The sequence below is a fragment of the Kitasatospora sp. NBC_00070 genome, assembly GCF_045041205.1.
Lineage (GTDB): Bacteria > Actinomycetota > Actinomycetes > Streptomycetales > Streptomycetaceae > Kitasatospora.
The window spans coordinates 3,259,733-3,284,729 of the sequence record NZ_CP108247.1 but is presented as its reverse complement, the minus strand read 5'-3'; the positions used below and the strand labels follow the sequence as shown (position 1 = coordinate 3,284,729).

The window sequence follows — 24,997 nt, the reverse complement described above, 5'->3', positions numbered from 1 at the left end:
CTTCGCTACAGCCGACTTGTAAGCCGTGTGGTTAATGCGGTCTTCTATCCATACGCGGGACATGTATCACCTGGAATTGCCTTGAAGTCTTCATGGTCATATTCATTCCTTCTTTCTGCCCGTAGAATGAGCGGCTTCTGCCGCATTTCGGGGTGCATTGTCTATCGGTGGTTTGCAAGTGCCGGTGGCCGCGATGGCACGGTGCGGCGGGATGATCAGTCGGAGATCAGGCCGGCCGCGGCAGCGGCCGAATGTAGAGCGCCGGATTGTTCGGCAGGTGCCCGTTGCGGACACCAAACTCCAAGACCCGCTTGAGTGTTGCGAGGACGCGGTTGATCGTGGCGATGCTCAGTCGGCCCTCGGCGCGGAGTGCCGCGACCAGCCGTTCAACATCCGCTCGGGTGATCGTGATGGCGAGCCTGGCTCCGAGGCGAGGCAGCGCGTGGAGGTCGAGTGGCCTGCGACTCGGGTGCGGCGTTGGCCAGTAGTCATTCCGCACCAACGTGTGCGACCAGACGGCGACGAGGCTGCCGAGCGTCAACGGTGCCCAGCCACGGGCGATATGAGCTTGGGCGTCCCGAGCGAGTTGCCGAGTGGGCAGGCTCAGGCTGCGAAGGGAGCCTGACTCGTCGCGCCAGCGGACGCGGTATCGGGACGGTGGGGTCCTGTCGGCTGCGTGAGCGCGGGCGACGGCCTGCTGGTAAGACACGTGCTTAGCGCGGTCCTCGATTCGAGCGTGGTACACGTCGAGCTGCCAATCGTTGGTCTGTGCATGTCATTGAATGTCCTCTTCTCTGCCCGTGCGGATGCGGACCGGTCGGGTCGCGCGGCGGGTTCGGTTAACTGGCGTCGCGGCAGTGCCGAACGCCGAGGTGGTGCAGGGTCCTACTTCGGGCCAGGGTTGTCCGGGCCCAGCAGGGCGGCGAGTTCCTCCGGGGAGGCGCCAGCCTTGATGGCGGAGTTGATCTTGTCCATGGTTGCCGCGAGGTTCGAGTTGAACGTCTCCGTTAGCACGGCTGCGCGTTCTTCGAGCACCGACCGGGTGAGGTCGGCGACGGCCTGCTGGCTGTCGGAGGCCGGCATCCGCTGGAGGGCTGCGGAGTAGAACTGGCGGGCGTCGCTCCCGGGTAGGGCCCGTTGCCCGCAGAACCACTCCAGAATCAACTCCCGGTCACTGATCGCCAGTTGAGGGGTCAGCTGGAGCTGAGTCCCTGCCTCGGCCCCGTCGGGCAGGCCCATGAGATGGACCGGCGCGATGTCCAGGACCGTGGCCAGCAGCACGATTTCGTCAATCGACAGCTCTCGCCGTCGCACGCCGTTCTCGTCTCTGCGACCTGTCTCGATATTGGCCAGCACGGCAGCGGTCAGCTTCTCCGCGCCGGCGTCGGCGCATCGGGCCGCCAGGTCCTTGACGGTCCACCCGCGCCTGGTCCGGGCCTGTTTCAACCGGATCGCTGCCGCGTCGCTCACCGACAGCGTCGGTTGAGCTGAGCCGCTGGACATCTGGCCTCCTTGCTCGTCGTATCGGCAACTGTACTCACCGTCTCTCGATCGCGCAATCGACAAGCGCGAGTGTCGTTATGACGCTCGACGGGAGGAGTGGTCGACTGCTCGACCTGCATGGACCAGCCAACCCGCCTGCCAGTTTGTCGAAATGACAAGTTAAGAAGTCATATTGACAATCACCGCACGTCTGGCTGATGCTCATCCCAGTTGTTCGAACGACAGCAGAACTTGTCGAAACGACGAACGAGATGGATGTGAGTGCTCATGTGCATGGACGGCAGCACCGAGAAGATGTGGACCTTGCAGGAGCTCGCGGACTACCTGAAGGTCCCGAAGCAGACCGTGTACCAGATGAACTGGCGGGGTAGCGGGCCCAGGAGCTACAAGGTCGGCCGCCACAGGCGGTACGACCCAGCCGATGTGCGGACCTGGCTCGTAGCCCGTTCCTCCGACGCGGAGGGTGCGCGATGAAGCAGCAGGCTGACGCAGGCCGCCGCCGACCGTGGTGGTCGATTGACGAGGCGGCGAACTTCCTCGGGTTCACAATCTCCGACCTGCGAGAGCTCGGAGCAGCCGGCATCGGCCCCAAGTACACCGAGGGCGCTGAAGGCGTACGACGCTACCGGCCGGCCGACATCCGACTCTGGGGCTCGACCGGCCTGGTGCGCGACCGCCGCAGATGGAACGGGCAAATGCGATGACCCGACACCTGATGACCCGGCAGGTGAGTTGCAGCTTCGAGACCTGGCCGACGGCCCCCGGCAGACGACCGCTGCCGCCACGACCACCGTGACCGGGCACCGTCCGTCCCCGACAACACGGCTCGGATGCCGATACCACCACCGCAGGAGACCACGATGCGCAACTTCACTCACGACCGCTACACCGAGCAGCCGCCCTCCACCTGGATCGGCCGGCACTGGCTCTCGACCACCCGGGACGGATCAGGCGAGTACCTGCGCGGCCTGATCCTGGACCTCCGGCCGGGGGCTGTCTACGTACAGTGGCCGCGATCGCCAGGGGAACCCGCCGCGAAGCAGTGGACGCCATCGGACAGAGGAACGCTCGCCCGGGAGTAGATCGACAGGGGCTGGGGCCCACACCTTCACTTGGGGGTGGGCCCCAGCCCCTTGCGGTTCATGGTGGCGGCCGGATGCCCGGCCGGATCGGCCGCGGCGGCACCAGGAGGCGGATCTCGTCAGCTTCGCCGGGTGAAGCGGCGCCCCGCCAGCAGGATCACGGTGGCTGCGACCGCCGCCACCGTGCACAGGGAAGAGGGACCATTCGGAAGCAGGGGGCGATCCAGGCGAGCAGAGCGGCGATGGCCGCTCCGCCGGATCAGGCCACCCACGTGGCGGTGCAGTCGACCTGCGGGCCGCCACATCTACCTCACTCCGACTCCCAGCTCGGCTCCAGGCCCTGGCGTTGCAGTTCCTCCAGGGGCACGGACAGCGTGCCGATGTCTTCGATGGTGAAGCTTCCCAGGGCCGTCTTCAGGTGAGAGTGGGCCGTGGTCGGCGGCACGGCGATCAGTGGGCTCGGGCTCTGTCACTGCTGGGCGTTGTCCTGCCCAACCGCCCCTGCTGGCGTGGCTCGCCGAACCCGTCAACGTCGTGGCGAAGGGTCCGATACTCGGCTGCGCGACTGTCGCTACGACTGGACGATTCGCCGGAAGCTCGTGGCCTGCTTGTCCCAGTACCCACCGGTGAAGTTCGTGATCTGGATGTTCTTGCCGGTCCGTGGCGCGTCAAGGACAAGGTTCGACCCCAGGTACATCCCGACGTGTCCGGGTGCCGACGGAGTGCCGTCGGAGCCGGCGAGGAAGATCAGGTCGCCCGGCTTGAGCTGGGAGGCGGTGTAGACGGGCGTCCCGTCGAAGACCTGCTCGAAGGTGGTCCGGTGGATGCTGATCCCGGCAGCCTCGTAGGCGCGCATCAGCAGGCCAGAGCAGTCGTAGCTCGGGTTCCCCGTGCCACCCCACTGGTAGGGCATGCCCAACTTGGAGACGCCGAAGGTGATCGCGGTGACGACCTGGACCGGGGTGCCGGCTGGCAGGGTGAAGCCTGCGGGAAGCACCGTTTCGGTCGTCGTTCCCCCGCCCCCGCCCCCGCCCCCGTCGCCGTCGCCGTTACCGGTCGAGCAGTTGGTGGCAGAGCCACCGAAGGTGGCCACCAGGTGTGTGGCTGTCCCTTCCCATTTCGCATATGCATCGGGGAAGCCACTCCGCTGGACTCGCTGAGCCGCCACGGTGAGGGGCAGCGCCTCCCACAGCGGCACGTTCACGAGCTGGGCGTAGAACGCCTTAGAGGAGTAGATGGGGTCCATGATCTGGGCCGCAGTTCCCCATCCCTGGCTAGGCCGCTGCTGGAACAGGCCCAGCGAGTCACGGTCCCCCCATGCCAGGTTCGTCAGGGTGCTCTCCTGCATCGCGGTGGCGATGGCGATCACCGCGGCCTGCGCAGGGAGCTGGAGCTGGACCGATACCTGGTAGATGATCTGGGCGTTGTTGATCTGCTCGGTGGTCAACTGCTGCCCGTCGGCGGTGGCCTCACCGGCGGTCACCGGCTTGAAGCAGCCGATCCCCCCGATGCCGCTGCCCGCCACGACCATCGGCGCAGTCGCCGACGCGGTCCCGCCGGAGAGTGCGATGCCGAGGACGACTCCGCACGGGGCGAGGGCCGCCACGACGGCTATCAGGGCTGCCTTCTTCACGAGCCACCTCAGGTGACCTGCGCGCAACGGCAGCCGGTCACTTTATTTCAGCTAATGGAACGAGATCGAACCATAGGCTGAGATGCATCCCTCTGGTCAACCAAAGTGAACGTGATTAGCGCCACTGCTTAGCCAGTGTGGATCTCAGGCGAGCTCTTGCTGGGATCGCCATGCTGAGCGGCTGAGAGCGCCGGACGGTGCCGACCGAAGCGGGCTCGCTAGAGCGAGGGTCAGGCCCGGCCGAGCATGTGCTGGAGGGCGGCCACCCGCAGGTCGGGAAACATGGCCGCCAGCGCCAAGACGACAGGCAGTGCGGGCTCGACAGTCAAGGTCGGGCTGGCGTTGGTGCCACGATCGGCGGCGACCTCGCCTGAGCGCGGTGCTGCCACGGTCAGCCGCTGCTCGCCGTGGGCCACATGTGCCGAGGCCGCCCTTCCTCCGGTGATCGGTGGCGGAGCGTGTCGGCGGCAAGCCCACCGGGCGTCGTAGTGGATGGTGCTCATGAAAATGCCTCCCTGGTCAGGGAGGCATTTGCTACGAGATGCCGTAGCCGTCGGCCGCCCGCCCCCGACTTGCAGAAGCGTATGCGAACGATTGCCCAGAGTGTGGGGGCTGTATGAAGTTGTAATGATCCTGTGTGGTGGCGTGCGTCACTTGCCGGTCGCGTCGGGGGTGGTGATGCCCTCGATCTTCCGCGCCGACTGGATCATGGCTTCGATCGCACGCAGGGTCCCATCCGAGAGACCGTCTGCGGAAAGGGCCATCTGCCGGATTAGCGGGTTGGACAGGGCGGCTGCGAGGCTAAGCTGTTCGTCGGTCCGGCGCGCGGCGTCGTCCTCGTAGAAGTAGGCGACCTCGACCCCGAAGAAGTCTGCAATTGCCTTGAGGCGGCTGTGGGTTGGGTCCGTGCGTTTGCCGGTCTTCAGTTGCCACAGGTAGGTAGAGCTCAGGATCTGCTCACCTGCCGCGTCGTTGATCGCCTTCGCGACCTCCGGGTTGCTGTACGGCGCCCGGCCGGCCGGATGGATGGTGTCGAACAGGTGAGTGAGTCGCAAGGCGATCACTCCACCCTCGGTGGTCTCGTCTTCTGACATGACGCGCGTAGCACTCCTCTCGGCGGACTGGGCCTCATCGTTGCGCACAGTGACGCTCATTAGCCAGGGAAAACAGAGAGTGTCGAAGTGAGGCTCCTCACATTCACTTTGGTTGACGGTACTGGTTCATCCCTGCCTATTGTTTGCCAACAGCCCATTAGCCAGAGTGAATCGCACCGTCTTTGACGTGCCGACTCCGAAGCCAGGGCTTCCTGCCTCCCCGCGCCCATCGAGCAGGGGCGGCTCCTTGTAGCCAGACGGCCGTGCAGGCCGCTGGCACATCCGCACTTCCGGGAGCCTCTATGTCCACCACCCTGCACGTCGTCCAGTACCTCGCCGATATCCAGAACCCGGCACCCGCCGATCCCACCAACGGCAGCAAGGGCGCCGCACTGCTCCTGTCGTACGCCAAGTGGGGCGCGCTGATCGCGTGCGCCGTCGCGGCCGTCGTCTCCGGCGGGCTGATGGGCATCGGCCACCTGAGCAACCGGCCCGACTCGGCAGAGAAGGGAAAGAGGAGCCTTGTCTGGAGCCTCGGCGGTGTGATCGTCACGGCGTGCGCCATCCCGGTCGTCAACACGGTCTTCGGCGCCGCGGCCTAGCCATGAACCAGTTCCTCGACCGTCGCCCCCGCCGCCGGATTCTTCCGCTGCTCCTCCTCGCAGTCGTCGTCTTCCTGGGCTTCATCGCCGTGGGCGTCGCCATCGAATCGGACAACAGCCCCCGTGCTCCCAAGACCTACGCGCCGCCGGCCGCCATCCCGGCCCCGGGCTCGGTCACCGGAGCGGACCCCAGCGCGTCACCTGCTCCCGGCCTGACCGGGCCGCTCCAGCTCGTTCGCGGCGCGCGCCTGGTCAACGGTGTTCAGGTGGGCTACCCCCACTCCAGCGTAGGCGCGGTGTCGGCGGCGGTCGAGTACTGGAGGCAGCTCGGCTCCACACTGGAGCCCGACCGGGCCGCAGCCGTCGCACGGATCGTCGCGGACGACGCCTGGTCCGACGCGCCGGACGCCCTGGCCAAGGGCCCGGCTGCCACCCGCAAGGCGCTCAGGCTGCCTGCGACCGGCCAGCTCGACCCGGGCACGTCCGTCGTGCTGTCCCCGGTCGAGTACCAGGTCCGGTCCGTCGGCGCCGACACCATCCAGGTGCTGCTGCTGGCGACCTACACCACCAGCGTGCCCGGCAGCGGGATGCAGACCCGCATGGGCGTCTACCCGCTCGACCTCATCTGGTCCGGGGGCGACTGGCGCATCCCCGCCCCGGCGGGCAACTCCACCACCGACTACACCAGCCTCATCGCCGAGCCGGGCAGCCCCCAGGCATCGGCGAAGGGATGGCAGGAATTGAAGCGATGAGCACCATGGCCACCACCAGGAACGACAGGGGGACGGCATGCCCTGCGGCCTGACCGATCCCATCGGCTGCGTCAGCGAGAACGTCATCGGCGGCCTGGCGGGCGACGCTGTCAGCAAGATGGCGAACAGCGCCTGGGAGTCGATCTGCAAGAGCTTCGCCGATGCGCTGGCCGACCTGCTCAAGGTCTTCGCCCAGGCGTTCGTCAAGATTCCGGGGCCAGACCTCGCCTCCAACGGCGTACGCAGTGTCTATGCGATGTCCCTCGGCGTGGCGGCACTCGTAGCCTGCCTGCTGGTCGTCGGCCAGGTCATCCGAACCGCGGTTACGCATGACGGGCGGGCCCTGGCCACCGCCGCCGTGGGACTCGGCAAGGCGGTCCTCGCCTTCCTTCTCACCCTGACGATCGCGTCCACCACACTGGTAGCTAGCGATGAGCTGACCAAGTACATCGTGGACAGCAGCCTGGGCGGGCAGCAAGCGTTCAGCGACAAGATCTCCAAGCTGATAGCCATGCCCCCGGGGAACTCGGTCTCCCTGGTACTGATCCTGTCGATCATCGGCATCCTGCTGACCCTGGTGCTGTGGTTCGAGATGCTGCTGCGCGGCGCGGCCATCGCAGTGCTGATCGCCACGTCGCCGATCAGCGCGGTCGGTCAGGTCTCTGAGTCCACCAAGAGCTGGTGGTCGAAGCTCGTTGCGATGACCATCCAGCTGATCATCCTCAAGCCGATCATCGCCTTGGTCTTCACACTCGGTTTCAACATGGCAGGCGACAGCCAGGACCTGACGACCACCCTCTCCGGGATGCTCGTCCTGCTGCTTGCGGCGCTTTCCTGGCCTGCCATCGCGCGCTTCTTCACCTTCGCGAGCGTCCAGGTCGGCGGTGGCGCTGGCCTTGCCTCCCTGCTCGGCTTCGCAGGAGGCCGTCTCAGCACTGAGGTTCCCCCGAGATGCGGAAGGCGCTGACAGCGGGTCAGATGGGACTCATGAGAGGACCGCTGACCATGGCTGCACCCCGGAAATACTCGTTGGAGTTGCGTGAGCGTGCGGTGCGGATGTATCGCACCGCCGAGCCGAAGCCCCAGATCAAGAAGCTGGCTGTCGACCTCGGCGTGCATCCCGAGGCTCTGCGCGGCTGGATCCGTCAGGCTGAAGCGGACGCCGGCGAACGCGACGACCGGCTGACCACCGACGAGCGTGCCGAACTCGCCGCCCTGCGCAAGGAGAACGTGCAGCTCAAGCGGGCCAACGACGTCCTGCGGACGGCCTCGGCGTTTTTCGCGGCGCAACTCGACCCGACCCGGCCCAGGTGACGGCGCTCGTTGACGAGCACCCCCGCCTGGGAGTCGAGTGCGTACTTCGGGAACTGCACATCCCCTCCACCACCTACTACCGGTGGCGCCGCGCCGAGAAGGAGCCGTGCGAACGGCGGCGCCGCGATGTCGAGCTGACCGGGAGGATCAAGGAGATTCACGCGGAGTCCGGCGGCAACTACGGCTCGCCACGCGTGCACGCCACCCTCAGACGCGAGGGCACCCAGGTGGGCCGCAAGCGGGTCGAGCGCCTGATGCGCGAAGCCGACATCGCCGGCATGAGCCCACGCCGCAAGGGCTTCACGCGCCGCGATCCGAAGGCCACCCTGGCCCCGGACCTGGTGAACCGGGACTTCACAGCCCAGGCGCCGAACCGGTTGTGGGTCACCGACCTGACGATGATCTCGACCAGCGAGGGCCCGCTGTGGCTCTCAGCGATCCGCGACGCCTTCTCCCGCCGCGTCGTCGCCTGGGAGACCTCAGCCCGCGCGGATGCCGACCTGGTCCTGACGACGCTGGAGTACGCACTCGCCAGTCGCGAGATCGAGCCGGGCAAGCTCATTCATCATGCCGATCACGGCTGCCAATACACATCCATCAAGCTGACAACCCGTCTACTACGGGCAGGAGTTGATGCTTCCATGGGCTCCATCGGGGACTCCTACGATAACGCCCTCGCGGAAAATCTGTGGATGCTGATCAAGACCGAGTGCGTGCGCGGGCGCGTCTTCGCCACACGTGCCGAGGCGAACCTCGCGCTCTTCGAGTACCTCGACGGCTTCTACAACAGCCGGCGCATCCAGAAACGACTCGGCTACCTCAGCCCCATCGAGTTCGAAGAGAAGCACTACGCCGACCAGGCGACGGCCGAACAAGCGAACCTGAACACCCGTCACCCCATCCTGACCAGCTGATCAGCGACACCCGCACAACGGGGGAACCTCACACAGCAGGCGGTCCCGCGTCCGGCCCCTCCCCGGATACCTTCGGCCAGGACAGCGCCAGCCGCACGATGAGCAGCTTCGCCAGTAAGGGCGGCGGCGCGGCCGGCGGAGCAGCTTCCGGTGGCGCTGGCGGTGCAGGGGCGGCGGCGGGCGGCGCCAGTGCAGCTGCTGGACCGATCGGCATGATTGCCGCTGCCGGTGTGCAACTCGCTCAGCAGGCGGCCAACTCCTTGGCCGGCGGCATGGAGAAGATGGCTGGCCACGCGGGTGCGCAGGGCGCGAACCCGTACGCGGCGCAACCGGCCGGGTACGTCAACCGCAGCGCGGGAGCGCAGCTGCCCAGCGCTGGTGCACTGCTGCCGGACCAGCCGCAGCCGGATTGGTCCGGCCAGCAGGAGCCACCGCTGGACCCTGTCGGTCAGCAGGCGGACCACCCGCAGGCGCTCCAGGAGGCCACCCCGGATCTTCCGGTTGCCGGTACTCCGCGCAGTGACCCGCCCACGATCGAGATGCCCCCGGTCCCCGCCAGCGCTGCGGTGGCCATGGCCTCTCCGGCGGGCCCCGCACCGCAGGGCGGCTCCGGACCGAGCTCCCCGCCGCAGGCAGCCCCCACCGGAAACCCAGGCAACGCGCCGTCTACGCCAGCCCAGGCCCCCACCCCGGGAACCACGCCCCGGCCGACTTCCGGCTCAGCCCCACTCAACGCCATCCGGCCAGCACCTGGCCCGCAGGCAGCAGCGGTCCAGGGGCACGCGGCACCCGTGTCCGCACCAGCCCCAGCCCCAGCTGACCGCCCCCGTGCACCACGCTCCGAGGCCAACCCGGCCGAGAACCAGCGCACCACACCCACCTCCCCTGACCAGCCCGAAGGAGGCGCCAGGTCATGAGTACCGACACGGCCCCCACTCGCACGTACTTCGGGTGGCAGCAGGAGCGGGTCGCCTTCTTGTTCGGCTTGTCCACCCAGCGGGCGGCGATGCTCGGCGGCGCTGTCCTGCTGACGATCTGGCCGTTCGCCATCTCGTACGTCCGGGCCGGCATCGTGACCTGGCCCCTCTCCGTTGTTCTCTTCCTTCTCGCGTTCGTCCGCATCGTCGGCCGCACCGTTGACGAATGGGCGGTCGCCTTCGTGTCCTTCGAAATCCTCCGCTTCCGCGGCCAGAACCGCTTCCTCTCAGGCGCCTTCGCACCGCGTAAGGCCGGTCCAACCGCGCCGACGATGGACCTGCCCGGCATCCTCGCCCCGCTGACGATCCTCGAAGCCGACGGCGGTGGAGGCGACCCGATCGCCGTTGTCCACCACCAGCTCGACCGCACCTTCACCGCAGTCGCCCGGGTGCGCTTCCCCGGTATCGGGCTGGTCGACTCACACCGGCGCGACCAGCGCGTGGCCAGCTGGGGTGAACTGCTCAACGGGATGTGCACCGAGGGCAACCCGATCATCCGGATTCAGGCACTCCAGCGCCTCGTTCCGGAATCGGGCGCCGCACTTCAGCGCTGGCACGCCGACCACGTCGCGGACGAGGCGCCGACCGTCGCAGTCGACATCACCAAGTCGCTGCTCTCCACCGCCACCCTGGCCACCAGCCAGCGAGAGGCGTACCTCGCGATCACCATGGATGCCGCCCGCGCCGCCGGCCCCATCAAGGCGGCTGGCGGCGGCAACGCCGGTGCCGCCACCGTCTTGGTCCGCCACCTGCGGGCCCTGACGTCCTCGATCGCCTCCGCGGACCTCCAAGTCGAGAGCTGGCTCAACCCCCGCGAGCTCGCAGAGGTCATTCGGACCGCCTTCGACCCGCACAGCAGCCGAATGCTCGCCGAGCGAAGGGCGGCAGCCACCGCAGCCATGTTCCGTGGGGACGAGGTCCCCTTCGAAGCCGGGGTGGACCCGGTGGCGGCCGGCCCGTCCGCCGCAGAGAGCTGGCGCGGCCGGTACGAGCACGACGGCGCCCTCTCTGTCACCTACGCCGTCCGCAACTGGCCCAAGAACAAGGTGTTCAGTACAGCGCTGGCCCCTTTGCTGGGGGAGGGCCAGTACCGCAGGACCTTCAACATGCACATCGAACCTCGCAGCCCCCGCGCCGCTGAGCGCGAGGTCATGCAGGAGCGCACCGCCCGCGAGGTCGCCGTCAGCATGCGGCACAAGACCGGCCAGATCATCCCCGAGCACGAGAAGCAGGCCCTTCGCCACGCCGAGGCCCAGGACCAGGAGCGCGCCGCCGGCCACGGCCTGGTCCGCTACACCGCCTACTGCACCGTCACCGTCACCAACCCGTCCGACCTCGAAGACGCCTGCGCCGCCCTGGAGGCCGACGCGAACCAGGGCCGGATCGAACTACAGCGGATGTGGCTGGCCCAGGACATCGGCTTTGCCCTCGGAGCGCTGCCGGTCGGCATGGGCCTGCCCAAGAAGCGGGTGGCGTGATGTTCCGCCGACCTACCACCGACCTCCCCGTACTCGACCTGGCCGACGTGCTCGGCCGCCCGGCCCCCGTCGTCCCGAAGACCGCCACGCAGAAGGCGCCGAAGCAACGCCGGGAACCGATCGCGCCCCGGCGCGGCTACGCCCGCCCGTTCGCCGGGCGCGCGCCCAGGATGCCGCAGGTCCCGGTTTTCAGAGGCAGCACCGGCCAGGTCCAAGGGCTGTACCCCTGGCTCTACGGCGCCTCCATGCCCACCGCTGGCGCCTACATCGGAGTTGACTGCCTCACTGGCGGCGCGTTCGCCTGCCACCCGATCGAATGGCTGCACCGAGGGCTGATCACCAACCCCAATCTCCTGGTGACCGGCGTACCGGGCACCGGCAAGTCCGCGACCGTCAAGGTCCTGGTGACCCGGCTCGCCGCCTATGGGGTGCGCTCGTTCATCCTGGGCGACATCAAGAACGAGTACGCCCCGCTCGCGCGGGCGTTCGGCGTCGACCCGGTCGAACTGGGCCCGGGGCTCCGCAACCGGCTGAACCCACTGGACGCCGGCCCTCTCGGCAACAACCTGCCGTCCGACCCGGAGGAACTGCGGGAGCGCCTGGACGAGGTCCACCGTCGGCGGATCACCCTGCTGTCCTCCCTGCTGGTCATGCGGCTCGGCCGCAACCTGACGCCCACCGAGGAGGCTGCTCTCTCTCTGGCGATCCAGCACGCCTCCGGGCAGGCCACCGGGGCCAGCCAACTCGTGGACCCGACGATCCCGCAGGTCTGGTCCCTGCTGCGCGACCCGCTGCCCGAGATGGCCGAGGACCTGCGCGTCCGAGGCGCCGACGTGGCGGAGCTACGGGAGATGATCCGTCCGGCTGCCGACGCGCTCGGCAATATGGTCCGTGGTTCCCTCAGCGGCCTGTTCGACGGGCCGACCACCGTGAGGCCGGACTTCGACGCGCCGATCCAGACCGTCGACCTGTCCCGGATCGACGGCCGTGGCGACGAGACCGTAGCCATGACCCTTGCCTGCGTGTCGAGCTGGGGACAAGCCGCGATCGACGAGCCCGGCGGCCCCGTCCGCCTGGTCGTCCGCGACGAGCTGTGGCGTGCGATGCGCGTGCCGGCGATGATTCGCAAGCTCGACAGTGACCTGCGACTGAGCCGTGCACAGGGCACCATCCAGGTGCTGTCGACTCATAGGCTCGCCGACTTCGAGGCCGTCGGCGCTGCGGGCTCGGAGGAAGTGAGCATCGCCCGGAACCTCATCGCGTCCTGTGACGTGCGGATCTGCCTGCGCCAGGACACCGCGCCACTGGCCATGACGAGGGACGCGATCGGCCTGACCGACACGGAGTGCGCACACATCGCCTCCTGGAGCGGGGAGCAGATCGGCCGCGCGATCTGGAAGATCGGCCGGACCTCCAGCCACGTGGTCCAGACCATTCTCAGCCCGATCGAGCGCCAGCTGTATTACACCAACGAAAAAATGGCCATCTGACATGGCCGCCGCCTCGAACGCGACCGTCGCCCGGCGACCAGTGCTGGACGGCCCGGCGGACTACCTGATCGTCGCGCTCATCATCGTGGTCGTCACCGCCACCGCCGGAACCTGGGCCACCGGCCAGGTCGCCGGCCTGATCACCCATGCCGCGTGGCCCGACGTCCAGTTTGGCGACGCCTTCGCCGTCGCCAAACAGATCCCCCAGCACCTGGACGACCCGAAGCTTGCCTGGCCCGAGCCGGCCAGGACAGACCTGCCCGGCCCGCTCGGTTTCGCCATCGCCACCGTGATCGTCACCCTAGGGATGATCACGGCGGGTGCCTTCGCCCTCCGCCGCCTCCGCCGCAACCGCTCGGTGCGCGGCTACGCCTCCCCGGCACAGCTGGCAAAGGCGATGTCGGCCGCAGCCGTCGTCCGCCGTGGGCCGATCGTCCGGCCCTCACTCAAGGGGCACCGGATCAAGGCCGACGACGTCGCCGTGCAACTCGGCCGGACCATGGCGGGGATGCTGCTGTGGGTCTGCATCGAGAACTCCGTGCTGATGCTCGCAGCCCCCCGACAGGGCAAGACCAGCCAGGTGATCATCCCCTGGATCAAGGCGTGGCAGGGCCCGATGCTGGTCACCAGCGTCCGCGGCGACGTGCTCGACGCGACCGCGCTGATCCGGCGCCGCATCGGCCCGACCCTGGCAATGGCGCCGACCGGCATGGTCGAGTGGCCGGACCAGGTGCAGTGGTCGCCCGCCAGCGGCTGCGCCGATTTCGGCAAGGCGATGAAACGCTCGGACCTGATGGTCAAGATCGGTAAGAGCGAGACCTCCGACTCCAGCGGCGCGGGGTTCTTCGGCGCCACCGCGACATCCCTGCTGGCCGCGTGGCTGCACGCCGCAGAGATCACCGGCCGCAGTATGGAGGACGTGCTCCGCTGGGCGTTCAACCCCCAGGTCGAGGAGCCGATCCGGCTGCTCGCCGAATCCCACCGTGCCGAGCCCGGTGTCGCCGAGATGCTGGACGCCCTGTACCGGCAACCCGGTGAGACCCGTGCGAATCTGTTCAGCACGGTGCAGACCGCGCTGACACCCCTCTTCTCGCCCCGGGCCCGCGCCACCTTCGTCCCCAAGGCCGGCAACGGCATCGACATCGAGCACTGGCTGCGGAGCAACGGCACCATCTACCTGCTGGTGGACAAGGAGGAGGCCACCGCGCTCGCCCCGCTGATCTCCGCCTTCGTCTCCGAGGTGTTCGCCACCGCCAAGCGCCTCGCCGACCGTTCACCCGGCGGCCGACTCGACCCCCCACTGGGCGCCCTGCTGGACGAGGTCGCCAACGTTTCGCCGTTGCCCAACCTGCCCGACCTGATGAGCTTCGCGGGCGGTTCGGGAATCTACGTCGTCGCCGTGCTCCAGAACATGGCCCAGGCCCGCAAGGTCTGGGGGCGCGACGGGGCGGAAATGCTCTGGGGCAGCTCCACCGTCAAGGTCGCCCTCGGTGGCCTGGGCGGCGACGAACTCGAAGAGTTCAGCAAGTTGGCCGGCATCTACCGCGAGTCCCTGACGACCTACCAGAGCGGCAGCCACGGCACCACGATGCAGACCACTCTCCAGGACCGCAAGACCGTCACGCCGGACGAGATCCGCACCCTGGACGAGGAGAAGCGCGAAGCTCTGGTCATCCACGCCACCACCCCCATCACCAAGATCCGTATGCAGCGCCACTACGAAGGCCCCGACCACAAGGCATACGAAGAGAGCATCGAGTGGTCCCGGCGCTACCGCGCGGGCGAACTCGACCCAGCCGAGGTGGTGGCCGCGTGACCCCGCGACCCGCATGGAGCGAGCACCACGCCGAGCCGCACACGGACGCCGACCTGTGCCCGGACTGCCCCGAAGCCACCCGCACCCTGCCCGCCCAGCTCCAGGACCAGAGATGACCGAGCACGCGATCACGCCGATCGGCCGAGTCAAGCATCGCCCGCACGCCCGGATTCGACCCCTCCGACAGCGCCGCGCTGACAGCCCACCAGCTGCCGACACAGGATCAACCATCGCCGTGGCGAACCCTCGGACCCAGCTGGTCGAGTGGCACACCATGACCGGCCCCGAGCGCGTCGCAGCCTGGGCCGCTCTCTGCGACTGGGTGATCTGGCTCCACGACCGCTACGAACTGGCCGTGGAATCGAGGTTGCCCCAGTGCTGGGCGGAGCACCCCGGGCTGATCGAGGAGCTGTGGGCACTCAAGGTCTGGCGCGAGGAGATCTACGGAGCCGCCCCCGACCAGCAGGTGGGCCAAGCCGCCCGCTATTGGCATGCCGAACTGCGCGCGGTGGTGGCGAACGCGACCGGTGTCTATGCCACGGCCTGCCGAACCGGGCACCGCAGAGCGGAAGTTCGGGCCGCTGAATCCCCCGAACTCCAGAAACGCTGGACCGAAGCCGACGCTTGGGCCGGGATTCCCAGCCGACTGCTGGCCGCCCATGCAGACACTGCCGAAGCCGGTAGCCCCGACCGTCTCACCGCCGCCCAGATGGACGACGCGCGCACCCGCGGCCTCGCCACGCCGATCAGCCCCGGCATCCCCGAGTACGTGAAGTTCGCCGATGCCTGGTGGGCTGTCGAAATAGGCGGCGACTGGCTGCGCGTCGCCAACGAGGACCTCCTGGAGAGACTCGAAGAGGCAGCTGCCCGGATGGCCGCCGCCGATGACGCCGCCCGCCGATACAGGGAAGCCACCACCGGATCGAAGTCGAGGACGAACAGATGACCAACCCCGATCTCGCGCTCCGTGCCGAGCAGGCCGTGATCGGTGCCGCACTGCGCGAGCCCCAACGGCTCGACCAGATCGCCTACTTGACCCCGGACCGGATGGCCCACCCCACCAACCGCGCCCTGATGACCGCCCTGATCGAGTCGCGAACCAGCCACCCGACCACACCCGCCGCCCGGATGCCGGACCTGATCACCCAGAAGGCAGCCGTCCGGGGCGTCGGTGCCGACTACCTCCGACGGCTTGCCGACGCTGCGCCGCAGCCCCGCTACATCGCCAGCTACGCCCGACTCGTCCAAGAAGCCGCCGTCCGACGGGACCTCGCACTTGACGTCGACCGGCTCCGGACGACCACCACAGGCAGGCGTGGGCCCGATCCGTTGCTCGACCGTCTGGCACAGCGGGCCGAACAAACTCTGCCGTCCGCCAAGTTCAACGAGCCTGCCCCCGAGCCGTACGAGCCGCGGGCACGGCCGACGAGCGGACAGGAGGTGCGGGCCGACGTCCGGCTTGACCGTCAGGACACCGTGCTCGCCGATCTCCTTCAACACCCCGATCACGTCCGGGAAGTGAGCGCCTGGCTCTACCCTGAGGCATTCGAGGCAGGGGCCCGCAGAGAGGTCTACGAGGCGATCGTCGTCGTCGCCGAGCGCGGTGAGCCGGTCGACCTGCTGACCGTCGAGTGGGAGGTGTACCGGCAGGACCCGGAGCGCTACGAGGTCAAGGTCGAGGTGAGCGTCGAAGAGCGCCCCGACTACCTCGCCCGACTCGCCACCACAGCCGTCGTCGTCGGTGTCGCCGTCGAACTCGGCGGGGAGATCATGGCCGAGGACATCCGGGCGCAGCTCGCGAGCGACTTCGGCAGTATCGACGTGACCTCCCGCAGCCTCGGTTCGGAGCCCAAGCCGAGTCTGGACACAAGGGCGACCACGCCGGCCCCCCAGGTCGAGTCGGCGCCGCTCTTGCAACCGCCACCGGCGCAGCCAGCCCCCACCATCCAGCCGACCATCCGGCCGTGAGGGAGAGCAAGGTGACCAATGACCCGAGCATGTTGGCCGACCTCAGCCACGCTGCCATGGACGCTGCCTTCGCGGACGGCACCGCTTGGTACATGAGCGAGACGATCCGCGACTTCACCAGGTACCGGGAATCCTGGTGGATGTACGACCGGGCCGGCTGGTGGGAAGTGACCAGGGCGGACGTCGCGGCCAAGCTCGACCAGATGGCCGAGACCATGCGCCTCGCTGATCAAGCTGTCCGGCAAGCGGTGGCGGATTAGGAGAACCAGAGCGGGGCGGGTCCTCCAAGCGACTGCGAGGTGCACCGGTACCTTGGGGGCGCACCAGGCGACGCACTGCCGTCTGGTGAGACGAGGAGATGCCGAGTGCGCCCGAAGCGGTTCGAGATCCTGCTGGTGGACGTCGCGGCCGGTCTTCCCGGCGTCGAGCAGGCGGCCACGCTCGCCAAGGTCGGGCACACCGGCCACCCGCTGGGCGTAGCCATGCGGCTGGCCTCCGGTGCACAGCTCTGGTGGCAGGTCACCGCAGTGTCGACACCGGGCGACGTCTACGGCAACGACGAAGCGGCACCAGTCACCGGAGCGGCCCCAAAGAGCCGGGAGATGCCCGAGCTGATCGCCGTGCCGCTGCGCACGGCGGCGGTGGAGCAGGCGTTGGCTGCGGGGATCGCCGCGGCGGGGTGCGAGGAGATCGCGTCCGTGGAGGCGTACTCGGACCGGCAGGCAGCGTCGGCGATCGAGTACGGCCTCGCGGTCAGGTTCCACAACGGTGCGGTGATCTTCGTCAACGGCCTGGCACACATCCGAGCAGGGGCGTCCCGGCCCACCGGCGAGTACCTGACGCTGCCCAGCGAGGTTTGATCCGGGACAGCGGCGCCGTCTCGGCCCGGCCAGGCGGGGCAGCGCGGACTCACTTCATGGTCGTGAGGTCGAGATCGGTGGTGACGGGCATGTGGTCGCTGGCTCGCTCGGCGGCCGACTGGGCGCCGGTGGCCAGGTGCCTGGAGAGCACCGCCGCCGCCTTCGCGGCGATCGAGCCGTGGCCGTCAGCCAGGTGCTGGAAGACAACTCCCGCCAGCTTGGTGGTGATGGGCCCGCCGTGGGTGGTGTGGGCCCGGACGGCGGGGGCCAGGTCGGCGGTGACGCGCAGGGTGTCGATGCGGCGTGGGCCGAAGCTTTCGGCGCGCTGGCCGCCGGTCAGCCAGTGGCCTGTGGTGGGCAGCCACGGCACGTCGGCGACGGCTGCTGTGTCCACGAGGCCGCCCGGCTGCTGGAGCAGGAGGGTGGTCGCGGACCGGTCGGAAACCGCTGGGGCGGCCGGGTCGGCCGGGTCGAAGCGGGCCTGGTAGCGGACCTTTCGGTGGGTCTGTCCCGGCAGGGTATCCGGGTCGAAGTACGCGCCGGTCGGCCTGCGGTCGGCCCCGATCTCGTTCCAGTCAGCTCCCACACCGCCGGGGATCGAACCGTCCTGGAACGCCGACAGCACCCGGTACGCCTCGCTCAGCCGCTGCGACGGCCGGAACGGGTCCGCGTGGTACGACCCGAACTTGATGAACCGTCCGGCGCCGATGTCGAAAACGACGGTGGTCATGGCATGCCAAAAATCCACCCCTCCGCCGCAGGTCCAGAGGCTGCCAGGCACAGGCTCGACGCCGGGCCGCCAGAGCAGGCCGACGTGGAACCGGTGCTGGCTGCTGGCCATCGCGGCCTCGGGTGCCACGCCGGGTGCCCGGCTCGCCTCGCAGGACATGCCGGTGTCGTCAGCGAGGCGGCGCAGGACGGTGGCGGCTTCGGCCGGGTCACTGCCGATGATCTCCTGGACGGCGAGGACATCCGTGTCGAGGCCGCGAATCACCTGTACGAGAAGGTCGTAGCGGTCTCGCTCCTCGTGGGTTGTCAACTGTCCGAGGTTGAACAGGTTGTAGGTGCCGAAACGAAAGCGCATGACTTCTCCGTGATGGTCAGGCCGGTACGGGGGCGGTGGGCTTCGTGTAGTCGGTGGCCGATGACCAGCGCCACGGGTAGGCGAACCGGGGATCGCCCTGGTTTCGGAGGCACGTCAGCCGGTAGGCCGCCTCCTTGGCCCAGTTGGGGGCGCGGAGGGAGGCTTCCAGGGCGATGACGACGCCGACGGCGGCCCGAAGCGGTGCCAGCACCTGCGCGTACGGCCTCCCACCGTGCACGGTGGTGACGTCGGTTCCGTACGTGGCGCAGAACCGGTCGTAGCGCCTGGGGCCGCCTCCGAATCCGTCACGGGACCAGGCCAGGAAGGCCGCGTCGTAGAGCGCCGGACCGGTGGCTACATACTCGAAGTCGATCAGAGCGGGCCCGTCCAAGGTACGGATGGTGTTCTGGGTGGCGAGATCCCCGTGGAGGACGACGGTCTCGCCCACCCAATCGGCGGTCCTGAACAGCTCGCCCGCTTCCTGGACGCGGTGGGTCAGCCAGTGCCGGTCGGCCGGGTCGAGGACGTTGCCGGGCAGCTTCTCGATTCTGGCCAGCAGGCTGGCTGCCGGGTCGAGGCGGGACAGGCCCAGATGGCGAGGCACGGGGAGAGCGTGCAACTGGGAAAGCAAGCGGCCCAGGTCTCCCGAAGTCACGGGGCCGCCGTCACCGAGGTCGCGAGTGAACGTGACCAGATGCGCTCCCACCTGGATGGGCCGGCGGGTACCGGCCGGGCGGGCGGTAAGGATGCCGCCCTCGTGCAGCCACTCGGTGATGAGCACCTGCCGGGTCACCGCGTCCCGCCCGGCCCCGGCCTGGTGAACCTTGGCGATCACCGAACCCCATGTGGCCGCATGCGGGAGGCGCACCACCCAGTTGTGGTTGTGCTGCAACAGGCTGGCCCCGCGGGTGTCGAACCCCTGCGAGGCGCTGGCGTCCTCCAAAGCGGTACGCGCCGCAGGCGTCATACGAGCCGAATCAGGAGCGGTGCTCTGGGTCTTGTGCTGACCAGTCATCGCGTCAGCCCGTCCAGGAGGTGGGCGATGTCGAAGCGCAGGTCTGCTGCCGCGTGCACGCCGATCAGGAGCAGCAGCAGGCCGGTACGTCGGTACAGCAGGAGGAAGACGACCCCGAGCAGTGCGGTGGGCAGCGCCGCCCAGCCGAGGTACCCGTGCAGGGCGACCCGCGTTCCCACGGACAGCAGGTAGATCCAGCCGACTGCCCATCCGGCCCGGTCGGCCAGCACGGTGACGGCGCCGACCAGGAGCAGCTCCTCGGCAACGACGCTCCAGAGCACGGCGATCACGGAGGTGAGTGGGCCGGTGATCCCGACGGCCTTGGCTTGGGCGGTGGCGTAGATCCCTGCCGGGTCGTCCGTGATCGCGGTCATCTGCGCCTGCACGACCAGGCAGGTGACCACGGCGATCGCAACGGTCAGGGCGACGGTGACGAGTTGGCGCGACTCGGAGATTCCAGGTGTGGGGCGTTCCAGGAGCTGCCGGGGCGTCAGGCCGGTCCGGCTGACGAGCACGAGGGCGAGCCAGGCGACCAGGCCGGTGACGCCGGCCACCGCCACCGGCCGCGCGCCGGGGTGCGTGAGCAAGGCGGCCTCGGCTATCAGCGCGGTGGAGCTGAGCGCGGTGAGCAGGAGGGAACGCCACCAGGCGGAGGGCCTGGTGAGGAGGACCAGCCACACCGTGGCGGCGAAGATGCTGATCAGCCGCAGGACAACGTCGGCCACCCGCTCGCCGGGGACGGGGTGGCCTGCGCGGGAGAGCGCGTCCAGGGCGACGGACACCGCAGTCGGTCCGAGTGCCACCAGGAGCAGTCCGGCCAGGTGCCGGCCACTGGCTCGACCGGGGGCGGCCGGCGGCGGGTTGCCGGTGACGGGGTGGGAGGCGACGGTACTCAACTCTGCTTCCTCGGTTCCTGGTTCTCGATGTGATGGGCAGACAGCGGGGGCGTCGGTTCGAAGCCGGGCCCAGGCGGTGTGGCCGTGCGGTGGGGTGTGATGAGCAGCCCCGATGCGGTCAAGGAGACCGCGGTCCCGTCCCCGGGAATTCGGTCGGGGATGCGGTCGGGATAGAGGTGAAGGCTTGGGCGGTGGCCCGGCGTCCGAGCCCAGGACGCCGCCAACGAGAGCAAGTCCCGGGCAAGTTCGGAGCCGCCCGGACCGTGGCCCACTGCGCCGAGCTCCCAGCACGGCACGCCCAGCCGGCCATCGTGGTGGAGGCGGCGGGTCAGGTACGCCAGGCGGCGCCCGTCCACCAGGGCCGGACTGCTGCGCCCGGTGGCCGGTACCGGGCGGCGGTGGTCGTAGGTGGCGCGCAGGCGGCCGACCGCTGCCCCGTCAGCAGCCAGGAAGATGGCCAGGTCATCGAGGGGCTGCCCGACGGGAACAGTCACTCCGGACCAGAGCGGATCTTCCCAAGCGGCTACCGCCCCCTGCACCGCAGCGGCTTCGGCGAGCTGCTCGGGAGCGAGGTACAGCAGTACCTCGCCGTCGGTGCTGGCCCGCGCCTGCTGGTCTGCGCCGCCGTTCGGAGCCGACGGCCAGGCCAGCGGCGGGGCGTCACCGGGCAGCCAGACGTCGGCAGTCATCCGGCTGCCTTCGTGGGTGAGGCCGATCAGGCGGGTGTGGCCGTGCCAGCGCAGTGGCATCGCGAGCCGGCCGCCCGGCCGAAGCAGGCCCCACCAAGCCGGTGGGATACCCGGGAGGCTCCCGGCGGCCACGATCCTGTCGAACTCGGATTCACCAAAGGGAAGTTGCCCGGTCGCGTCGGCGTAGAGGACACGTACTCGGCTGTGACCGGCTGCGGCCAGCAGCAGGCGCGTGCGCCCGGCCAGCTCCTCGTCCCGCTCGACGGCGACGACCTGCCCACGTGGACCGGCCAGGGTGTCCAGCACGGCTGCGGTGATTCCGGGTGCGGCGCCGGCCAGCAGTATCCGCTGGCCCGGCTCGATGGCCGCCAGTTCCGCCAGCTGGGCCTGCACCCCGGGCGGGGTGGTCGAGCACACCACGCCGCAGGGGTCCTTGGCCACCACGATCGGGTGCGGCTCGTAGGCGGCTCGCGCGGAGCGGACCGGGACGAACAGGTGCCGGGGCACCTTCTCCATCGCAGCCCGGACCGGGGTGCTCAGCATCGCCCCGGGCACCAGCCGATGCCGCTGCTGCTCTGGCCTCTTCGGCAGTTCGGCACTCACCGCTGACCACCGCCGTGCTGCCCGCCGGTCGGGTTCGGCCAGTGCGTGAGCGCATCCACGGCCGCGTGGGCGACAGCCTGCTGGCGGCTGTGCGCGCCCATCTCCTCGATCATGAACTCCTCTTCTCAGCAGGGCCGGTGACGGCCCGGGAGGTGCACGGAGGCGGGCAGGGCGGGGGCTGGGTCGGGTTGCGTCGGCTCAGCCGGGAGAGCCAGCCGGGCAGGGTGGCTGCCAGCAGTTCGGTGCGCCTGCGGGGCCGCCGGTGGCTGGTCCGGGCGCGAGCGGGCGGGGCCGGACCCAGGGCCGGGGCCCGGTGGAACAGGGTCACCTCCGCGAGGGCGGGCGTGGTCGGGGCGGCGGGCATGGGGCGGGCACTGCCGACCAGCAGGTCGTCCCAGAGCAGGTCGCTGAGGCGGCTGATGCAGGACGCGCAGGCGAACATCGGTGCCGTGGCGGAGGCGACGGTGACCGGCCCGATCCACAGCACCGGGACGTGCTCGCGTGCGCAGTACAGCCAGCACCGGCCGGTGGTCCACTCGTTGCCGTCGCCTGGCAGCGGCGTGTCGGGGCGGTCCGCGCGGGCGAAGGCGGCGATTCCGGGGATGACCATCCGTGCCGGAAGGTCGAGTTCTATCGGCCAGGTCACGCCGCTGCCTCCCGGGTCGGGCTGGGCAGCGTCCCGGGCGGCCAGGCTTCGGCCGTCGTCACCAGTCCGCTTCGGACCGCCAGCAGGAGACCCTCGTGTCGGGTGCTCGCGCCCACGCACCAGATGGCCGATCTGGCGTAGCCGCTGACGGTCCCTTCGGCGAGGCCCAGGCGGGTGCCGATCTGCGGGTAGGTGAGCCCGGCTGCCATCAGGGTGAGCACGTCCCTCTGGCGGCGGGTCAGGTGCTGGCCGTCCGCTCGGACGGGCGGGAGCGCGTCGGCCGGGATCGCCCCGAGGTGGATCGCGCGCAGGATCGCGGTGGTCCGGTCCGGGGCGCCCATGCGCCGCGTGGCGGCCAGCGCGTGGGCGGACACCTGCGTCTGCGTCATCGTCAGGTGCCTGGCCACCTCCTTGTCGGTGAGGGCTCCCGCCAGCAGCCGCAGCACCTCGGCCTCGTCCGGCGTCAACCCGGCTGCCGCCGCTCGGAGTCCGGGGTCGTCGGGACCTGCCGGGCTGCCGGTCATGGCGTGGGCGTGGGTGCGCGGGTCGGTGGTCATCGGGGTCTCCGGAAGGCGGGTATTGAAGAAGGGGAGAAGGAGGGGGTGAGTCAGCGGGGGAGGTTGCGGATGATCACGCCGGTGGCGCGGCGCAGGGCTGCGGTGACCTGGCGGCGTTGTTCGCCGGTCAGCCCGTGGCGGCCGAGTCCGGCCTGCTCGACCGTCTCGGTCAGTGAGTGACGGTGGAGCTGGCTCAGGTGCGCGAGGACCGGCGGGTGGCGCAGGATCTCGCGGGCGGTGTAGGCGTCCGTGTCCTGCGTGGCGCGCTCGGCGGTGAGGCGGGCGGCCCGGTCGGTGAGCTTGTGGTCACCGGTGGCGGCGGCGAGGTCGGTGACGGCCAGGCCGAGGCGGGTGTCCGTCAGCGGGTCCTGCGCCCGGTTGGTCCGCTCGAAGTGCTCCAGCATCGCCTCCCCCGCGGCGACGGGGTGGCCTGCGGCCAGGTGGCACAGCACGGTCAGGGCCGCGCCGACGGCGTGTTCCCAGGGTTGTTCGTGCGGGGTCCTGGCGAGCAGGTCCAGGGCGGCCGAGGGCCGGCCGCCGGTGGCGGAGGCGATGACCGCGACCTGGCGCCCGTCGTGGAGGCGACGGGCGATCCCGTCACCGTGGCGCAGATGGGCGTGAGCATCCGACCAGCGGCCCGCCCGGACCAGTGCGCGGGCGCCGTCGTAGAGGCGGACGCTGTCGATCCACTCGACGCACTCCAGGTGGTCGAGCTCGGTGGCGGTGAGGGTGGCGAGTGCCACCGGGTAGCCGTCCAGGACGGTGTCGGTGCGCGAGGTGACCGCGTCGGCGAGGGTGGTGAGGAGCTCGAAGGCGGCGTCGGGCTCGTCGCACCTGATCTTGAGGTGGGCGAGGTTGACCAGCGGCTCCAGCACGACGGTGGCATGCGGCATGGCCAGCGGGCGAGCAGCGATGTAGAGCGCGGCGTGGTCGTGGCACAGCTGGCGGGCCTCGGCGATCTGGCCGGTGTCGGTGGCCAGCAGGGCGGCGCGGTTGTGGACGGCGGAGGCGGCGTGCAGGTCGTTGTTCCGGTCGGCCTCGTGGGCGAGGTCGGCCAGCGCGCGGACCCGCGTCGCGAGAGGCAGGGCGCGGGCACGCTTGCGCGGGACCAGGGGGAAGCGGCGGATCGCGTCAGCGAGCGGGCCGGTGGTGGTCACCGGTCCTCCGTGGTGAGGATGGTGTCGGCGGCAGCGGTGGCGAGCAGGGCCTGCTCGTTCGTGCTGAGGCCGAGCCGGTTGAAGTGGAACAGCAACACGTGGCAGGTGACCGCGCGCAGTCCGCGCGTCAGCCGGCCGTCGAGGGCCAGGGCCGCGAGCCCCTCACCGGCGGCCGTGTGGTCGGCGAACCAGGTTGCGGCGTGGGCGAGTTGGCCCGATATCAGCCGGGAGCCGGGGCTGGAGTCGACGCTGATGAGGCGCCGGGCGGAGGCCCGCAGGGCGGCGGTGGGCACCACGGCGGGGGTGCGGTGGTCGGCGACGGTCGCCCAGACGTCGCCCTGCTCGTACCAGTCCAGTCCGGCTCCGCGCATCAGTGCGGTGGCGAGCAGGAGAGCCAACTCCCGCCGCTGGTCGTCGCGTTCGCGGTCGTGGACGGCGCGGAGGTAGGTGAGGGTGTGGTGGCTGTCGGTGTGGAAGTGCCGGTGGGCGACCTCCATGCCGTCGGGGCCGCCGAAGGCGTGGGTCTCCGGCTCGTAGATCACCGGCCGCCACCCGGTCAGTGCGCGGGCGGCCAGTCCGGCCCGGAGCAGGGTGGTGACGGCGGCGGTCGCCGCCTCGGCGTGCCGGTCGGAGGGGGGTTGGTAGCGCAGGCGCCACCGGTCGCCCTTGCGCAGGAAGTGCCAGGCGGTGATCACCCCGGCCGCTTCCAGGGCGGCCATGCCCGGTCCGAGGCGGGCGGCGGCGAACTGCTCGGCGTGCCCATCGGCCCGGTCGGCGATCAGGAGGTGCTGCTGGAGCCAGGGCGGGGCGGCCGGTGCCTGCCCCAGCGCGGGCAGGGTCGTGTCGGTGCGGGTCATGTCGGTTTCT

General features: G+C 69.7%; 29 protein-coding genes. 15 read left to right on the top strand and 14 right to left on the bottom strand.

What is annotated here, in order from left to right; all coding sequences use genetic code 11:
- Positions 1 to 226: 226 nt before the first annotated feature.
- Both OHV05_RS15150 and OHV05_RS15145 read right to left on the bottom strand, forming a co-directional pair.
- Positions 227 to 541 (bottom strand): hypothetical protein, encoded by a 315-nt coding sequence (locus tag OHV05_RS15150; RefSeq protein WP_405018130.1) that lies wholly within the window; start codon positions 539 to 541, stop codon positions 227 to 229.
- 344 nt (positions 542 to 885) lie between these two features.
- Entirely contained in the window at positions 886 to 1,503 is a 618-nt protein-coding gene (locus OHV05_RS15145) for a helix-turn-helix domain-containing protein (RefSeq protein ID WP_405018129.1), read from the bottom strand.
- 267 nt (positions 1,504 to 1,770) lie between these two features.
- On the opposite strand from OHV05_RS15145, the gene OHV05_RS15140 reads away from it, so the two are divergent.
- The 3 genes from OHV05_RS15140 (at position 1,771) to OHV05_RS15130 (ending at position 2,585) form a co-directional block, all read left to right on the top strand.
- Positions 1,771 to 1,977 (top strand): helix-turn-helix transcriptional regulator, encoded by a 207-nt coding sequence (locus OHV05_RS15140; RefSeq protein ID WP_405018128.1) that lies wholly within the window; start codon positions 1,771 to 1,773, stop codon positions 1,975 to 1,977.
- Positions 1,974 to 2,207, top strand: coding sequence for a hypothetical protein (locus OHV05_RS15135; RefSeq protein ID WP_405018127.1), 234 nt, complete (start codon positions 1,974 to 1,976; stop codon positions 2,205 to 2,207). Before OHV05_RS15140 ends, OHV05_RS15135 begins: the two co-directional genes overlap by 4 nt.
- Positions 2,208 to 2,363: 156 nt before the next feature.
- Positions 2,364 to 2,585, top strand: coding sequence for a hypothetical protein (locus OHV05_RS15130; RefSeq protein ID WP_405018126.1), 222 nt, complete (start codon positions 2,364 to 2,366; stop codon positions 2,583 to 2,585).
- A gap of 310 nt (positions 2,586 to 2,895) precedes the next feature.
- Here OHV05_RS15130 and OHV05_RS15125 read toward each other — a convergent pair whose 3' ends face one another.
- The 4 genes from OHV05_RS15125 to OHV05_RS15110 form a co-directional block, all read right to left on the bottom strand.
- Entirely contained in the window at positions 2,896 to 3,030 is a 135-nt protein-coding gene (locus tag OHV05_RS15125; protein WP_405018125.1) for a hypothetical protein, read from the bottom strand.
- Between the two features lie 126 nt (positions 3,031 to 3,156).
- Positions 3,157 to 4,218 (bottom strand): C40 family peptidase, encoded by a 1,062-nt coding sequence (locus OHV05_RS15120; protein WP_405018124.1) that lies wholly within the window; start codon positions 4,216 to 4,218, stop codon positions 3,157 to 3,159.
- 230 nt (positions 4,219 to 4,448) lie between these two features.
- Entirely contained in the window at positions 4,449 to 4,721 is a 273-nt protein-coding gene (locus tag OHV05_RS15115; protein WP_405018123.1) for a hypothetical protein, read from the bottom strand.
- A gap of 147 nt (positions 4,722 to 4,868) precedes the next feature.
- Positions 4,869 to 5,312, bottom strand: coding sequence for a helix-turn-helix domain-containing protein (locus tag OHV05_RS15110; protein ID WP_405018122.1), 444 nt, complete (start codon positions 5,310 to 5,312; stop codon positions 4,869 to 4,871).
- 302 nt (positions 5,313 to 5,614) lie between these two features.
- Here OHV05_RS15110 and OHV05_RS15105 point away from each other — a divergent pair, with 302 nt between their 5' ends.
- The 12 genes from OHV05_RS15105 to OHV05_RS15050 all read left to right on the top strand — a co-directional run bounded on the left by OHV05_RS15105 (position 5,615) and on the right by OHV05_RS15050 (position 17,483).
- The gene (locus OHV05_RS15105; RefSeq protein WP_405018121.1) at positions 5,615 to 5,914 is read left to right on the top strand and encodes a hypothetical protein; all 300 of its coding nucleotides are present in this window, start codon (positions 5,615 to 5,617) and stop codon (positions 5,912 to 5,914) included.
- 2 nt (positions 5,915 to 5,916) lie between these two features.
- Positions 5,917 to 6,666, top strand: a complete 750-nt coding sequence (locus OHV05_RS15100; protein ID WP_405018120.1) for a hypothetical protein — start codon at positions 5,917 to 5,919, stop codon at positions 6,664 to 6,666.
- Positions 6,667 to 6,703: 37 nt separating this feature from the next.
- Entirely contained in the window at positions 6,704 to 7,633 is a 930-nt protein-coding gene (locus OHV05_RS15095; RefSeq protein WP_405018119.1) for a conjugal transfer protein TrbL family protein, read from the top strand.
- Positions 7,634 to 7,671: 38 nt separating this feature from the next.
- The gene (locus OHV05_RS15090) at positions 7,672 to 7,980 is read left to right on the top strand and encodes a transposase (RefSeq protein WP_331730085.1); all 309 of its coding nucleotides are present in this window, start codon (positions 7,672 to 7,674) and stop codon (positions 7,978 to 7,980) included.
- Complete coding sequence (locus OHV05_RS15085) at positions 7,977 to 8,894, top strand: IS3 family transposase (protein ID WP_331730083.1); 918 nt, start codon at positions 7,977 to 7,979, stop codon at positions 8,892 to 8,894. Before OHV05_RS15090 ends, OHV05_RS15085 begins: the two co-directional genes overlap by 4 nt.
- 913 nt (positions 8,895 to 9,807) lie before the next feature.
- Positions 9,808 to 11,349, top strand: coding sequence for an SCO6880 family protein (locus OHV05_RS15080; protein ID WP_405018118.1), 1,542 nt, complete (start codon positions 9,808 to 9,810; stop codon positions 11,347 to 11,349).
- A 245-nt stretch (positions 11,350 to 11,594) separates the two neighbouring features.
- Positions 11,595 to 12,839 (top strand): VirB4 family type IV secretion system protein, encoded by a 1,245-nt coding sequence (locus tag OHV05_RS15075; protein ID WP_405018117.1) that lies wholly within the window; start codon positions 11,595 to 11,597, stop codon positions 12,837 to 12,839.
- Position 12,840: 1 nt separating this feature from the next.
- Positions 12,841 to 14,655, top strand: a complete 1,815-nt coding sequence (locus OHV05_RS15070; RefSeq protein ID WP_405018116.1) for a type IV secretory system conjugative DNA transfer family protein — start codon at positions 12,841 to 12,843, stop codon at positions 14,653 to 14,655.
- Positions 14,656 to 14,767: 112 nt separating this feature from the next.
- Positions 14,768 to 15,601: a hypothetical protein gene (locus OHV05_RS15065; protein ID WP_405018115.1), complete on the top strand. Its 834-nt coding sequence runs from the start codon at positions 14,768 to 14,770 to the stop codon at positions 15,599 to 15,601.
- Positions 15,598 to 16,623, top strand: coding sequence for a DnaB-like helicase N-terminal domain-containing protein (locus OHV05_RS15060; protein WP_405018114.1), 1,026 nt, complete (start codon positions 15,598 to 15,600; stop codon positions 16,621 to 16,623). The genes OHV05_RS15065 and OHV05_RS15060 overlap by 4 nt, the downstream gene beginning before the upstream one ends.
- 11 nt (positions 16,624 to 16,634) lie before the next feature.
- Positions 16,635 to 16,883 (top strand): hypothetical protein, encoded by a 249-nt coding sequence (locus tag OHV05_RS15055; RefSeq protein ID WP_405018113.1) that lies wholly within the window; start codon positions 16,635 to 16,637, stop codon positions 16,881 to 16,883.
- Positions 16,884 to 16,988: 105 nt separating this feature from the next.
- A complete protein-coding gene (locus OHV05_RS15050) occupies positions 16,989 to 17,483 on the top strand; it encodes a hypothetical protein (RefSeq protein WP_405018112.1) in 495 nt (164 codons plus the stop codon).
- Positions 17,484 to 17,532: 49 nt separating this feature from the next.
- On the opposite strand, the gene OHV05_RS15045 is transcribed toward OHV05_RS15050, so the two are convergent.
- From OHV05_RS15045 to OHV05_RS15010, 8 genes are all read right to left on the bottom strand, one after another.
- Positions 17,533 to 18,567: a hypothetical protein gene (locus OHV05_RS15045; RefSeq protein ID WP_405018111.1), complete on the bottom strand. Its 1,035-nt coding sequence runs from the start codon at positions 18,565 to 18,567 to the stop codon at positions 17,533 to 17,535.
- Between the two features lie 16 nt (positions 18,568 to 18,583).
- Positions 18,584 to 19,582: a phosphotransferase family protein gene (locus OHV05_RS15040; protein ID WP_405018110.1), complete on the bottom strand. Its 999-nt coding sequence runs from the start codon at positions 19,580 to 19,582 to the stop codon at positions 18,584 to 18,586.
- Positions 19,579 to 20,478: a CPBP family intramembrane glutamic endopeptidase gene (locus tag OHV05_RS15035; protein WP_405018109.1), complete on the bottom strand. Its 900-nt coding sequence runs from the start codon at positions 20,476 to 20,478 to the stop codon at positions 19,579 to 19,581. The genes OHV05_RS15040 and OHV05_RS15035 overlap by 4 nt, the downstream gene beginning before the upstream one ends.
- A complete protein-coding gene (locus tag OHV05_RS15030; protein WP_405021471.1) occupies positions 20,475 to 21,710 on the bottom strand; it encodes a hypothetical protein in 1,236 nt (411 codons plus the stop codon). The genes OHV05_RS15035 and OHV05_RS15030 overlap by 4 nt, the downstream gene beginning before the upstream one ends.
- 169 nt (positions 21,711 to 21,879) lie before the next feature.
- Complete coding sequence (locus OHV05_RS15025) at positions 21,880 to 22,416, bottom strand: hypothetical protein (protein ID WP_405018108.1); 537 nt, start codon at positions 22,414 to 22,416, stop codon at positions 21,880 to 21,882.
- A complete protein-coding gene (locus OHV05_RS15020; protein WP_405018107.1) occupies positions 22,413 to 22,973 on the bottom strand; it encodes a response regulator transcription factor in 561 nt (186 codons plus the stop codon). The genes OHV05_RS15025 and OHV05_RS15020 overlap by 4 nt, the downstream gene beginning before the upstream one ends.
- A 50-nt stretch (positions 22,974 to 23,023) precedes the next feature.
- Positions 23,024 to 24,130 carry a hypothetical protein gene (locus tag OHV05_RS15015; protein ID WP_405018106.1) on the bottom strand — a complete coding sequence of 369 codons (1,107 nt, stop codon included), beginning with the start codon at positions 24,128 to 24,130 and terminating at the stop codon, positions 23,024 to 23,026.
- Entirely contained in the window at positions 24,127 to 24,987 is an 861-nt protein-coding gene (locus tag OHV05_RS15010) for a thiopeptide-type bacteriocin biosynthesis protein (RefSeq protein ID WP_405018105.1), read from the bottom strand. The genes OHV05_RS15015 and OHV05_RS15010 overlap by 4 nt, the downstream gene beginning before the upstream one ends.
- Positions 24,988 to 24,997 lie beyond the last annotated feature (10 nt).